Origin of the sequence: Glaciecola sp. 2405UD65-10 (assembly GCF_048820975.1) — a bacterium.
Taxonomy (GTDB): Bacteria; Pseudomonadota; Gammaproteobacteria; order Enterobacterales; family Alteromonadaceae; genus Glaciecola.
Window position 1 is genome coordinate 659,433 of the sequence record NZ_JBMEUF010000002.1, and the last position, 13,970, is coordinate 673,402.

At 38.7% G+C, this 13,970-nt stretch carries 12 protein-coding genes and 1 pseudogene; 2 read left to right on the forward strand and 11 right to left on the reverse strand.

The window, feature by feature from the left end; genetic code table 11:
* Positions 1 to 41 precede the first annotated feature (41 nt).
* The 10 genes and pseudogenes from ACOI22_RS14985 to ACOI22_RS15030 form a co-directional block, all read right to left on the reverse strand.
* On the reverse strand, positions 42 to 254 hold the full coding sequence (locus ACOI22_RS14985; protein ID WP_420672930.1) for a hypothetical protein: 213 nt from the start codon (positions 252 to 254) through the stop codon (positions 42 to 44).
* A 22-nt stretch (positions 255 to 276) separates the two neighbouring features.
* Entirely contained in the window at positions 277 to 528 is a 252-nt protein-coding gene (locus ACOI22_RS14990; protein WP_420672931.1) for a hypothetical protein, read from the reverse strand.
* Positions 525 to 1,250, reverse strand: coding sequence for a hypothetical protein (locus ACOI22_RS14995; protein WP_420672932.1), 726 nt, complete (start codon positions 1,248 to 1,250; stop codon positions 525 to 527). The genes ACOI22_RS14990 and ACOI22_RS14995 overlap by 4 nt, the downstream gene beginning before the upstream one ends.
* Before the next feature lie 50 nt (positions 1,251 to 1,300).
* Positions 1,301 to 1,927: a hypothetical protein gene (locus ACOI22_RS15000; RefSeq protein ID WP_420672933.1), complete on the reverse strand. Its 627-nt coding sequence runs from the start codon at positions 1,925 to 1,927 to the stop codon at positions 1,301 to 1,303.
* Complete coding sequence (locus ACOI22_RS15005; protein ID WP_420672934.1) at positions 1,912 to 2,406, reverse strand: hypothetical protein; 495 nt, start codon at positions 2,404 to 2,406, stop codon at positions 1,912 to 1,914. Before ACOI22_RS15005 ends, ACOI22_RS15000 begins: the two co-directional genes overlap by 16 nt.
* Positions 2,407 to 2,676: 270 nt before the next feature.
* Positions 2,677 to 2,892 (reverse strand): annotated as a pseudogene (locus tag ACOI22_RS15010) (integrase core domain-containing protein); the annotation flags it as partial.
* An 83-nt stretch (positions 2,893 to 2,975) separates the two neighbouring features.
* Positions 2,976 to 4,502, reverse strand: a complete 1,527-nt coding sequence (locus ACOI22_RS15015) for a tryptophan halogenase family protein (protein ID WP_420672935.1) — start codon at positions 4,500 to 4,502, stop codon at positions 2,976 to 2,978.
* Between the two features lie 13 nt (positions 4,503 to 4,515).
* Positions 4,516 to 5,739 (reverse strand): AGE family epimerase/isomerase, encoded by a 1,224-nt coding sequence (locus ACOI22_RS15020; RefSeq protein WP_420672936.1) that lies wholly within the window; start codon positions 5,737 to 5,739, stop codon positions 4,516 to 4,518.
* Positions 5,739 to 6,911: a glycosidase gene (locus ACOI22_RS15025; RefSeq protein ID WP_420672937.1), complete on the reverse strand. Its 1,173-nt coding sequence runs from the start codon at positions 6,909 to 6,911 to the stop codon at positions 5,739 to 5,741. The genes ACOI22_RS15020 and ACOI22_RS15025 overlap by 1 nt, the downstream gene beginning before the upstream one ends.
* An 84-nt stretch (positions 6,912 to 6,995) precedes the next feature.
* Positions 6,996 to 8,384 carry an MFS transporter gene (locus ACOI22_RS15030; protein ID WP_420672938.1) on the reverse strand — a complete coding sequence of 463 codons (1,389 nt, stop codon included), beginning with the start codon at positions 8,382 to 8,384 and terminating at the stop codon, positions 6,996 to 6,998.
* A 229-nt stretch (positions 8,385 to 8,613) separates the two neighbouring features.
* Here ACOI22_RS15030 and ACOI22_RS15035 point away from each other — a divergent pair, with 229 nt between their 5' ends.
* Entirely contained in the window at positions 8,614 to 9,609 is a 996-nt protein-coding gene (locus tag ACOI22_RS15035) for a LacI family DNA-binding transcriptional regulator (RefSeq protein ID WP_420672939.1), read from the forward strand.
* A gap of 99 nt (positions 9,610 to 9,708) precedes the next feature.
* Positions 9,709 to 10,881 (forward strand): AGE family epimerase/isomerase, encoded by a 1,173-nt coding sequence (locus tag ACOI22_RS15040; protein ID WP_420672940.1) that lies wholly within the window; start codon positions 9,709 to 9,711, stop codon positions 10,879 to 10,881.
* Between the two features lie 330 nt (positions 10,882 to 11,211).
* Here the strand turns inward: ACOI22_RS15040 and ACOI22_RS15045 are convergent, their stop codons facing one another.
* Positions 11,212 to 13,869 (reverse strand): glycosyl hydrolase, encoded by a 2,658-nt coding sequence (locus ACOI22_RS15045; protein ID WP_420672941.1) that lies wholly within the window; start codon positions 13,867 to 13,869, stop codon positions 11,212 to 11,214.
* Positions 13,870 to 13,970: the final 101 nt, after the last annotated feature.

Here is a 13,970-nt window from a genome sequence, read left to right on the forward strand (position 1 = left end):
GTCCTTTTAACATTCTGTTTTTTTTACAAAAATTTACGTTTCTAGATAGAAAGTAAGCGCCTGAGTAGTCCTTTTTCTGGCTTTTGGTGCAAGCTCGTTTGTACTACTTTAGTTAACCTAATACCCGAATACATTTCAATAGGCCAATCTTTAGGTTTATCCTCACCGTAAAAATGTTCGTAATTCGGCTCTTTTGAGTCAGGACTAAAACTGAACGCTATTGTGTGTAATTCGTTTTTTTCACTTGAATTCATGTTAATTCCTTAGTGCTTGAGTTCACGATAACCCTGCTGATTTAAAGTACGGTAAATACTTCATATCTGCTCTATCACAACCATAACTAGCTATGCCCAAATCAATAAGTCTATCGACTCGTTCTATTATAAGAGTGAGGTGTGGCTTGGCTTTTTTTAATTTGTTTAAATGTTGCTCAAGGTCTATTTTTTCTTGAGCCTGTTGACAAGACTGCTCTACAGCCAACCATAAAACAGCTCGCTTTTCTTTGAGTATTGCAGCTTTCTCTATCAATTTGTTGTCTCATTTGGCTCATAGCTCAGTTTTGCATACGCAATATCATAAAGTAAAGAGGGCTCTTTTGTTTGCTGATAAAGATACTCAAACAGCTCTATTGATATTTTTGAATCCATCGATTTTGGATTAATCGGAGATGAACGATATCGATCATAAGAATAGGAAGCTAACGAAAATGCATACGCTAAATCCCTAATCTCATCCTGCGGCAGTGAATGCCAATCGCGCAACTTATCTTTGGCAAATCTAGTTGCATCATCCATAGTGAACGGCGGCTGGTCTTCTGGAAATTGCAGAAATTGATCATTGAGTTTCATTTGTCGAAAAGTGTGAATTGCGTCAGTGACATTATTAACAAACAGACTTTGGAAAAACTCTAATTCGTTTTGGTCACAAACAAGCACTTTTTTGGCCAGCACCTTAGAAGCTGTTTGCGCATTCGAATCCTCAACTAGGTAGGCTAACCACTCTTGATTATTAGCGCCCGTGAGTTGCCGCACCAAATAATCCATTTCATTAGCTTGAGATGCAGGTACAACTTTTTTATCACACCGATATTCATAAAAGTTCGAAATATCTATCGCTTGAATACCTAGCCCAAGTTGAGTAAGTTGCGATTGATAATTTTGTGAACTGCCATATGAGCTAGCTTTTGCAGAGGCAAAGACTACCAATATGGTGATAACTATCGCCCATTTTCTTGTTACATTAATATTCATTGTGCTTAAGTAAACCTAAAAGACGACCGCCAATAACAAGGTGTGGTGGTCTAGAGCTGAATACACATCTCATTGTGTGTATTTACAGTGTAATATACTTGATATAATTCATCACTAGCGCTTTCAAATATACTTAGCGCATACATCGGTGTTTTTGAATCATCAAAGTAAATTGAGGTGGCGTACACTTTCACATCAACGAGTTTAAGCTTTCTTATTCTTTCGCACCTTGAAAATTCAATAGCGTTCTTTGATTTACGTTCGATATCATCTTTTTTATCCATGAAAAAAGACACTAAATCGATACTGATTCCCTGATAACTTTTTGGAGGCCTGTAAGGCGTCAAATTTACACAACTTCCAGCGACTACTCGACCAATCTCGAAAGTTGTGTCTCTACTAAATTCAATATCAGATACACTGTGGTTATCCGTATATGCCAAGCAGTAATCTGAAAATACTGTAATTGGCTTATATTCTATCCACCACTGTTTATAAGGCCCGCGAGTAGCTAATTCTTCGCTACCGCCACAATCAGTAACTGCTGCAGACTGGCATATTCCACCACTCAAATTATTAATATCTGTCTTATCTAGCATTCGGGCTTTATCGCTAGAATTAGCCAAAATCGACCCGTGAGTAAGCAAAGTTAAAAGTAAAATTATTGTTTTGCGCATAATGTATTTTCGCTACCTGACTCAACATGCCGATTGTTCTGAATTGTTTCTGCGTAGCTTGCATAAGAAGATGACTCTTTGAAGAAATACAAATGCTGCCTTAAAGGCAAATCTGGCTTGGGTCCGTCGACTAAAATAATCGTGTAATCAACTTCTGATTTTTCGAATATACAACGAATAGAAACAGTATCTTGGATGATTGCTGTGTCCATTACTTTCGTTTTAAATTGCACTTCATATAGTAAGCCGTCAGCTACTTCACTTACTTGGGCAACATTGCCATCGTTCGCTATGGCATCACTAAAAAAATATGGCTGCGCAAGGCGAGAAAAGTGCGTGTAAACATAATCAAAGCAATTTTTTACAAATAGGTTACTAACATTGCTCGTTATTTGACGGTCTTGGTCATTATTTTTGCAGCCCAGCGTAATGAAGATTACGAGCGCTATAAACAAATACTGCAATTTATACTTTTTCATTATTGCGCCTTACTAAATATTACCTCATGATTCGCCCAACATTATAATACTGCCATAATGGGTGTTGATATCAAATTCCATTTTATTTTAAGTTTTGAGCAGTTTACCTTCGGCACTAACAAAGTCTTTATTGACAGCCAGCCATGCTCAAACATTCTTTTTAGAAATGCGTAGAGTCAGTCATATGATAATTTAGAACATTTTTGATTGGTCACAGAAATTCGGTCGGTAGAAAATAATGGCTCAAATAATTCTTGAGGTAACGTACTGTCAACTTCGAGATACGTTAGAGACAAAGCGACTTGGTTCATAATTATAATCGCACATCCAACTATCTGTTATATCGCGTACTTCGGTCAAGCTTTTAAACAAGTAACAATCTAACACCTCATTTCGGTACGTTCGATTAAATCGTTCAATATAGGCGTTTTGTGTTCGTTTTCAAGGCTTGATAAAGTCAAGTTTTACACCGTGATATTCAGCCCATATTCAAGTGTAATGGTCTAATTTTCCTAGACACCATAGGATTATGGGCGAACTATTTACATCAATTATTTTGAATTTTATATTCAAATATTACCGTTATTAGAATTTATAGGTACTCTTATTTTATTTAGCTCAGTAACGTGGTCTGAATAATTCATTGATGCTCGGCAGATAAAATCTTGAACTTTAGCAACGTTAAATCTCTCTTCATCGACATTATTTAAAACTGTCGAAAAATAACCGCTACCTGCAAAAATGCTGTACCACGAAGAAATGGGATAATATTTATCAAGACCTAACTCTTTTATTACCGGAACGAAATGTTTGCCGGCTAACCAAGCTTTTTGTAAAGCAATAAGTCTGTTAGGTAATTCAACCTCATGCGTGATAAAACGCCAGTAATCAGAGTCTTCACGCCCACCAAGTTTATAATGCAGTAATACATAATCCTTGATACCATCAAAGAGATCCGTTAATTCATTATTAAATCTGTCTCTATATGTATCAGAGCAATTTCCTGCCAACCAGTAGTCGATAAACTTACCAACTGTTTGTTGAATTATAAATAAAGCAGTTGCTTCCAATGGTTCTATGAAGCCTTGTGATAAGCCAATAGCAATACAGTTTTTATCCCAAAAGTGAGATAGTCGGCCCAATTTAAAATCAATAAATTTAAATTCACCTTCAAGAGACATTCCATCATCATCAATTGACTTCAAAAGTTCTTGTTTAGCTTGTTCTTTGTTAATGAAATTACTGCTGAAAACGTACCCATGTCCCTTTCGGCTAACCAAAGGGATTTGCCAACTCCAGCCAGCACTCATAGCTTTAGAAATGGTCTGACTTTCTCGAACCAATCCGGTTTCTATTTGTTTAATTACGACTGCGGTATTGTTTAATAGCTGATCTTTATAACTGACAAATGGTATATCTAAGACTTGTTTAGCAATCAGAGAATTAAAGCCTGAACAGTCAAAAAATACGTCACCGCGAATCTCCTGACCTTCTTGTAAGATTAATGAACTGATATTACCATTAGCACCAACTACAACACGCTCAACTTTTTGCTGTATATGTCTAATTCCAAGAGTTTTAGCATAAGAAGAAAGGAAACTTGCTAATTTGCCTGAATCAAAGTGATAACCATAGTTAACGTCAAAAGGGAAATTATCTGTAGGTATTGGAGACTTTTTTAGTTCTGATAACTTAGCCGTCAAGAAAAATTCATTTGGATTAACCACAACATTTTGACCGGATACCCTTTTCTGACAATTATGGAAAAAAGGAGACAATGTATTGTTGTCTATTATTGACGGAAATGCATGAAAATAGGATTGAAATTCTTGCTTTGATGACCAATTAACAAAGCGAATTCCATTTTTGTATGTCGCATCACAAGCCGGCATCCATTTATTTTCCGGTACGTTTAGTAAGTCAAAAAAAGCTTTTAATGCGGGAGTTGACCCCTCTCCTACACCAATTGTCGGTGTATTAGGATCTTCAATTAAAACAACCTTATGTTCTGGTAAAGACTTTAACAATGCATTGGCAGTTAGCCACCCTGCACTTCCACCACCCACAACGACAAGAGTTTGACATTGAATACCCATAATTAAACCTTCCTTACGACCCTAAATAGATACGGTTAAGGATCTTAATGGACTCCATCATCGCTCTGCCGTTATGATAAGGCCCTTTCCAAAAACCGGCTTTGTACTCTGAGTAATTATCATCCTGGTCCAAAGTTGATAACCAATGCCACTCGCCTTTATCAGTATCGAGATGATGCTTTTTGATAAACGACCAAATCCCAGCAACAGCATCAATATAACTTGAATCTCCGGTCAATTCATAGGCAGTTAGAAAGCCAACAATAGCTTCAGCTTGAACCCACCAACAACTTGCCTGATTAACATGACCCGTTTTAATATCTATTTCATCGTATACTTGCCGCTCTGTGCCAATTCCTTCTTTCAAACATGTTTCTGCTAATTGAAGTACTGTCGGAGTCAATTTACTTGTAGTTTTAGGATGAGCTAATACAACTAATGATTTGTGCAATAACCAGCTGGCTTCAATATCATGTCCGTATGAGTGCGCCTCTGAATGGTCGCCCCAATTGCGGCACATAAACAAACGTAAATGGTACGTAGAATGATCTACAATTGAGCTTTGAAAGTTGTCTAACAAGCGTTTCAACGCTGCCCCTACAACTTCATCTTTGGTTACTTTAAAAAGGTTTGTATAAGCTTCCAATACGTGGAGATGCGTGTTCATAGTTTTAGGCAAGTTTGCGTCTTTTTCACTAAGGCGCATATCATGGATTTCTTGCCAGCTTCGTGAAAACGCTTCTAAATAGCCACCTCGCATTGGTTCGTAAGTCTTTTCTTCCAATAGCGAAAAAGTCTCCATTGCTTTTTCAAGCGCCAATTCATCACCAGTTAGCTGATAAAAAGCAGACAATGCATAAATAGCAAAAGACTGCGCATAAGTTTGTTTTTTACCGTCTACGAGATTCCCTAAGCAATCTACTTCCCAAACAAAACCACCAAACTCTGCATCATCAAATTTATCCATCAAATAATGAAAGCTTCTCTTAGCCAAAGTTGCAGCTTGAGTATCTTTGGTAAACAAAGCTGCTTCACTAAAAAACCACAATAATCTAGTGTTTAGAATTATTCCTTTGTTAGCTGAACCAACAACAGTGCCGTCCGTTTCGATTTGTCCAAAAAAACCGCCATTATCTTCGTCGACTGAATTGTCACACCACCAATTCACAATGGCCAAAAGCTCTGTGTTAAATTCGGTATTTAGTTCCTGAAGCATTGCCTTATTAACCACAGCCATCACTTTTCCTCTAACAAGTTTTTATCAATAAGGGTGTTAATGGCCTCTACTGACTTGAAAGAGCGCAAACCGTCTTCTGGCGTATTAATAACGAAATCAACCAACTTATCTAAGGTTGAAGTCGCAACATGCATTCGGGTATCAGACGAAGCGTAATAAATATAAACATCACCGTTATCATCAACTACCCAACCGTTAGAAAACACGACGTTTGAGACATCTCCTACCCTTTCATCGCCTTCAGGAGCAATAAAATGTCCTGCCGGGCTGTAAATGATCTGCCAAGGTTTATTCAAATCAGTCATGAACATGTAAAGTACATACCTAAGTCCTGCAGCTGTATTTCGAACACCATGTGCTAAATGCAGCCAACCTTCTGCCGTTTTGATCGGTGCTGGGCCTTGACCATTTTTGACTTCTTTAATAGTGTGATAAACCTTATTATCAATAATAATTTCGTCTTTAATTTCGGCATTAACCATAGATTCTGATAGCCCCCAACCTATACCTCCACCGCCACCAACAGAGATAAAACTATCCTGAGGTCTTGTATACAAAGCGTATTTACCGTCAACAAACTCTGGATGAAGCACGACGTTTCTTTGCTGTCCTGAATAGGTAACTAAATCAGGAAGTCGCTCCCAATTGATTAGGTCTTTAGTACGAGCAATACCGCATTGAGCTTCTGCAGCAGACATATCGGCTAAGTTCGTTTGGTCTTTTCTTTCCGTACAAAACAAACCATAAATGTAGCCATCTTCATGTCGAGTTAGGCGCATATCATAAATGTTGGTATCTGGTACATCGGTTTCAGGCATTGTGATTGGTCTTTCCCAAAAACGAAATCCGTCGATACCATTGTCACTTTCTGCTATCGCAAAATATGACTTTCTGTCGTTACCTTCAACGCGCACAACAATAACGTACTTATCACTAAACTTAATCGCACCAGAGTTTAATGTGGCATTGACACCAATGCGTTCCATTGCATGTGGATTAGTTTTTTCGTTTAGATCGTATCGCCAATTTAATGGGATATGTTCTGGAGTCACAATTGGGTTTTTATATCTCTGATAAATACCGTTACTATCGGATTTAGGCGCATTTTTTCTCTCAAGCAACTGAGCTTGGGTATTTGTTAACTCTTCAATTCTCGCTGTGAAATTACTCATTCAAACCTCTTTACTAAAACACCTAATGAAACCGGTTACAAAATTAATACAAATAAAGGCAGTTTTAAGAACACCGCCAAAGTCTTATGCTTGCTTTTCTTTTAACTTGTCTTGTACATGATTCATCACGTTATCCGTTAAGCTATAAAATGCGATTACGATGCCAGATATTAGTGCGCCTATCGCTGGTATATAACTAACCATTAATTTGAGTCCCTCTTTTGTAGCTTCACTTTGATCTGCGTTGGCCTCGTAGCCGAAGTAAGCCAATGTCCAACCTGTCATTGCTCCTCCCAATGTCCAACCCATTTTTTGAGAGAATGAAGAGGACGAAAAGATTAATCCTGTTGATCGACGACCCGTTTGATATTCTGAATAATCCGCAATATCAGCGTACATAGACCAAAGTAGTGGAAAGATAATGCCTGCACACATGCTCACGATAACTTGTAAACCTAGAATTAACATAAACTGACTTTCGTCAAGATAATAGAAAAACACACTGAAAAATGCGGCCATTAACATAGCTATTAGAAACACAATTTTTTTGCCGACGAACTTTGCCAGCGGAGTTGCTAACATGACACCTATAATATTTGCGGCTTGCCCAATGACCAAATATGCGGTTGTAATGCCTACCGAAAAACCTAATAACTCAATTGTGTCGATGCTAAACGTGTATTTAAAATAATAAATGGCAGCGCCATCTCTCATGCTGTTAAAAATCAACGTGGATAATGCAGCACCTAGTAAAATAAACCATGGTTTATTCTTAATTAGGTTTCTAAGATCTTCTTTTGTATCATTTTGCTGATATATAGAAGGCCGCACACGCTCTCGGGTTAACTTAAAAGTGGCAAAGAATAACATCGCAGCAATAGTACCAAACACCACCATAGTTAACGTCCAGCCTAATTGTGGGTTAGTGTCAGTTGTAAACATGCTACTGAACATATTGATTAATGGTTCGATTAGGATAAAAGCAAAGATACTTCCAGCAAATGCAAACACCATTCTAAAAGAAGCCAATGCAGTTCTATCGTCTGAATTGGAAGAGATCACACCTAACAATGAAGCGTAAGGAACATTCACTACGGTATATGCCATCATCATTAGGGTATAGGTTACGTAAGCATATATAAGCTTGGCGTCGGCTGACCAATCAGGCGTATAAAAAGTAAGGACACCAATGATAGCAAAAGGAATAGCTCCAAACGCAAGAAATGGCCTAAATTTCCCCCATCGAGTGTTTAAACGGTCTGCAACAATACCTACTATTGGATCGTTTGCGGCGTCCCAGAACCTACTGACTAAAAACATGGTACCTACCGCGGCAGCGCTGATACCAAAAATGTCAGTGTAAAAAACCATTAAATAAACTGAAAAGATCTTCCAAAACATAGAAGATGCGAAGTCTCCTAACCCATAACCAACCTTTTCTAGTAACTCTGGTCGCTCACTTACTTGATTCATAAATTACCTACTAAGCTCAACTTGAATAGCCGCAACTATTCTAAAACTAAAATAGAATGTAACCGGTTGCATTAAATATTGCCAGTTATTTTCTAAATTTTTCGATAAAAGACCTCAGAATTTAAACCTAATGTCTATAAATTGGTAAATTAAAATAATTATTCATTAGACTTTATGCGTAATTTTGATATAAATGTAACACGTTTCATTTTTATTAACGCAAGTAGACATGTCGAATATTAGGGAAGTAGCAGAACTAGCTGGAGTATCAACGGCAACCGTTTCTAGAGCCATAAGTAACCCAGATAAAGTTTCAGAAAAAGCACTCAAGAAAGTTCAAAGCGCAATTGATCAAATAGGCTATAAGCCTAACATGATGGCTAGAAACTTTCGGTTTCATCGAGCCTACTCCATTTTAGTTCTAGTGCCAGACCTTGCTAATTCGTTTTTCTCTACAGTTGTTAAAGGTATCGAGGATGTTGCAAGAGCTAAAGGTTACAGTATTTTACTTGGTGACACTCGTGACTCTCTCGAGCGCGAAAAAGAGTATTTAAGACTACTAAGTACCAGCCAAGCAGACGGTGTTATACAGCTACGTCCTCATAGAGCAGAAGATGTTTCTTCTTTTGTTAACACTGGCTTCCCAGTAGTAAACGCGTGTGGTTGTGTAGGAACTCCCTACCCTACGGTCAGAATCGATAATGCAGCCGCTCAGAAAACTGTTGTTGATTATTTGATTTCACTAGGACATACAAAAATAGCCGCTGTGACAGGGTTAAAAGATAACCCTCACTCCCTAAGACGACTAAGTGGTTATAAAGAAGCGCTAGCTTCAGCTGGATTACCATTTGATGAGTCATTAGTGGTTGAAGGTGATTATAGCAAATGGTCTGGGTTAAATGCCGCCACTCAATTTGTGCACATGGATAAAAGGCCAACCGCAGTAGTATCCTTTAATGATGAAATGGCAATTGGTTTAATTAAAGGATTTAAAACCGCCGGATTGAATGTCCCTTCAGACATTTCAGTAACAGGCTTTGACGATATGGAAGTGAGTAAATATATCGACCCAACGCTCACGACAATTGCACAACCTGCGACAGAGCTAGGGAAAACGGCAATGAATTTATTATTCAAACTATTAAATAATAAAGATATAAGCCAAACGGAATATATTTTACCATTTGAATTATTGGTAAGAGAAAGTACCGCAGCGCCCAAATAATATATCCAAGCAACGTCCTATTATAATTTTTAAAAAAATATTTGTAACCGGTTACAAATGTTTTGTATGATACCGACAATTGATTTTCGGAGTTTAAATATGACAAACCTAATAAGCAATACCGAAAGGCTCGTCAGTTGGTTCAAGGATGAGGCATTACCACTATGGTCAAGTTCTGGAATAGACAATGCAACTGGCGGTGTTTATGAAAGGCTACTAAGCAGCGGAGAGCCCGATCTTTCTGCTGATAGACGAGTGAGAGTAAACTATCGACAAATGTACGTTTTTGCATTGGCTCATGAACTAGGGTGGATGGAAAATGCGGAAGACTTAGTGAGTCAGATAAATAATTTTGTTAAGAAAAATGCTCAAATAAACGGTGAAAACTCATCATTCGCTCATGTGCTAGATAGCAATTGTGTTATCAAAGACGCTAAGCAAGATACCTACGATGTTGCCTTCTATTTGTTGAGCTGCGCTCAAAGATTTAAAGCGTTCTCCGATCCATCCGCTCTATCTGATGCTGAGATAATGATGTCGAAGATTGATGGCGATATTAAAGGCCTTAATGCTGGTTGGTTAGAAGGCAATTACAACTCCCCAGTCAGACGACAAAACCCCCACATGCATTTATTTGAAGCTTTTATATCATTATATCAGTCGTCAAATGATCCATCCTGGATAGCCCGAGCCGGTGAAATTTTTAGCATGTTTGAATCTCATTTCTACGAACCACGTTATGGTGTTCTACTAGAGACTTTTAACGCCGACTGGTCCCCACAATTTGGAACTAATGGTCATATTGTAGAACCTGGTCATATGTATGAATGGGTGTGGTTACTGCATCAATATTCTAATATTACACGTTCACCCATTACTAGATATACGTCTAACCTATTTACCAACGCCTTTAAGTTGGGCACAAATGTAACCGGATTAGTTTTAGATGAAGTGAATCAATATGGTGACACATCTAAACAAACTAAACGGTGCTGGCCTATCACCGAGTACATAAAGTCTAGTCTGGCAATGGCTTTTGCTAGCAAAGAAAATGAAGACAAGGTACGTTATGAACAACACGCATCTAGAGCAATTGACGCTCTATTTTCCTATTTTTTAAACGCACCAACAGCTGGCGCTTATTTCGACCAGCTTGATGCAAATGATGACGTGATAACGGACTTCGCCCCAGCAAGTACTTTATACCACCTCATAGTCGCGGCTAAAGAAGCTAGCCTTTACTGCAACCAACAATACAACACATCATTTTAGCGGCAATTAACTTGTTTTAAGTCCTATGAAGTTAGAGGCCGTGTTCCAGAGAAATTGGATCCAAACGTCGTTTATCGTATTGGCTAGCCCCAATAAATTCGCAGCGGTGAAGTCCTCGAATGAAGTGTTCATCAACTTCACTTTTGCTAAAGTCAAAGGCGTATAAGTATCTATAAACCGAGAACATGGTGCAATGATACGATGTAGACAGTTCATCAGATGTTGTTTGGATGCAAATTAACAGAGCAAAAATGAGTTAAAAAAAGCGCAAGCTCTGTAAAGAGATTTGCGCTTTTTAAGTTCTGGCTTAAGCCAGTAATAACTTAGAGGTTATTCAGCACTGAATACTATGTTATCCAGTTGGATAACCACACCAATTTGCTCGTTGCTCCATGGTTGAGGAACAACCACTAGCGGTGCGGTTACATAGTTAATGGTTAACGGGTTGTCAGAGTTTCTTGTCAGCAAATCAGCAACGCTATAAGTATAGGTTTGCCATTCACCAACGACAGGTGCAATTCCTTCATTGCTGTCGGTTAGTGCTACATCTCCTGTACCACATGGCCAGCCACAATCTATCTTCATTGCCCAGCTAGTAATGCCAGCGGGTTGTTCTACCACTTTCATATCAAATGAAAACGTGCCGTTTTGGTAATCGGTTAAATCTAGAGGGTTATCAAAAATTAACTCACTTACAGTCTCGCCGCCAAAGTATGTATGTTGAACTACATTACCGTGGTCGCCACCGCCATCAACGACTTCTTGCGTTACTTTATCAGTTTGACCGGCGCTCCAACCTGATACAGCATCATTGAATACCACCATATCGTCTACACTTGGCGTCACTTCGTCCGTTGCACGTTTGAAACGAATGTTGTCCAATTGTATAACAACGCCAATTTGTTCGTTACTCCATGGTTGAGGAACAATAACTAATGGGGCGGTTACACTGTCAATCGCTAATGGGTTGTCACTGTTTAGAGTTAATAATTCAGCAATGCTGAATCGATAAGTTTGCCACACGCCCACTTCTGGGATCACGCCGTCTAAATTCGACTCTAAATCAACATCTCCAGTACCACAAGGCCATCCACAATCTATTTTCATAGCCCAACTTAAAATGCCGTCAGGCTGTTCAACTATCTTGAGGTCAAATTCAATCGTACCATCATTAAAATCTGATAAATCCTTAGCCGAGTCAAAAATTAGTTCACTGACAGTTTCGCCGCCTATATAAGTGTGTTGAACTACATTACCGTGATCGCCACTGCCATCTACAATTTCTTGATTTACTTTGTCAGCTTGCCCCGCATACCAGCCATTAATTTCTTCTTCAAATACAACCAATGAAGTCGACTCTTCTGGTTGCTCAGCTACCTCAGCAGCACTGAACTTAATGTTATCAAGTTGAATAACTACGCCAATTTGCTCGTTACTCCATGGCTGAGGAACAATTACTAACGGTGTTGTTACACTATCGATTGTTAACGCATATCCGCTATTTAATGTCATTAACTCTGCAACACTAAATTTGTATGTTTGCCATTCACCAACAACAGGTGTAATGCCATCCAAGTTGTCGGTTAGTGCTACATCGCCTGTACCACATGGCCAACCACAATCAATTTTCATTGCCCAACCCGCTATACCGTCTGGTTCTGTAACAATTTTAAGGTCAAATTGAAAGGTCCCGTCTTGGTAATCAGACAGATCTTGAGCTTCGTCAAAAACTAACTCACTAACCGTTTCACCTGCGATATAATTGTGTTGAATAACATTGTTATGACCGTCTCCACCGTCAACGATCGTTTGCTCAACTTTACCTGATTGCCCGGCGGTCCAGCCTACGATTTCTTCTTCAAAAATGATTTTATCTTCAATGATAGGGTTTTCAGATACAGGTACCTCATAGACGACTTTGTTTCCATCAGTCCAGCCTGGCATTTCATCTAACTTGACGACATTGTCGGCGTTATAGAGTGTTCTGATATCTGAATTTGAGTTGTGCTCATACGTTAACTCAGACCAACTCATCACAAACGTCCATAATGGTTGCTCGGTTAATAATTCTGGAGTAGGTAAGTGCTGCACTTCACCCATGGCAATTGGTTTATCCCCAGCCTTGGCAACCATTGCATCATATTTGGTTTGCGTAAACATAGTGCCGTCGGTGCCATAAATATCGATAGATAATAGATCCCAATAGTCAGAGCCTGGATCATAATCAACTAAGTCTTGTTCTAAAGTACCGAAGTCCTGAACATTCCATATAAATGTTAAATTTGTTAAATCTTTTTCGTTGACGAGATAGTCATGCGTTAAGCGATATAACTCAGGTGTATTTGTTTTTTCGGTTTCATTTTTTGAGGACCACCAAAATAGCGTTTGATTCATTTCATGGAACGGACGAAATAGAACTCGAACCCCCTTTTTATTCAAATAATCTAAATGAAAGGCCATATCGTCTAAACGGTCTTTCCAGACGGTATTAAGGTCACCACCGTCCGTCAAAAGACTAGACCATTCATCTGGAGACAGTTCATAGTGCATACCGCCATCATTCCAACCACAGGTTTCTTCTGTTGTTGGTGGGCAAACGTGCATCATTATGTTGATTAACATGCCCTGCTTCCAGCGTTTCTCTGCCTCTAGGATCATCTGTAGGCGACTGTCCACGTCATATTGTGAAAATAAAAAATCGCCACTCCATAGACCCGGCCAAACCCCTGCAGTTTTGGCAACTTCTTCTGTCCATTTATCAGGATCGCTATTTGGCTCCCTATTATGGACACCAACTACCGTTTTATTTCCTTTAATAGAATTCAAATAGTTCAACATTACTGGCTCAAGCAAGCGATTGTCTTCTACTGGCTGCTGCCCTACTTCCTCTACCTCTGGCGTAAATTCGATTGTAGGCTCTTCGTTACCGCAACCACTAATTAGTGCACAAAAGCTAAACGCTGTACCTAATTTCAGTAAATTGTTCATATCAACCCCGTCTTATTATTAGTTTAATCTTTTTTACTGTGAAATAACGCATTTTTTATACGTATTAAAGTCACATTAAACAATAATGTAATCGGTTACAA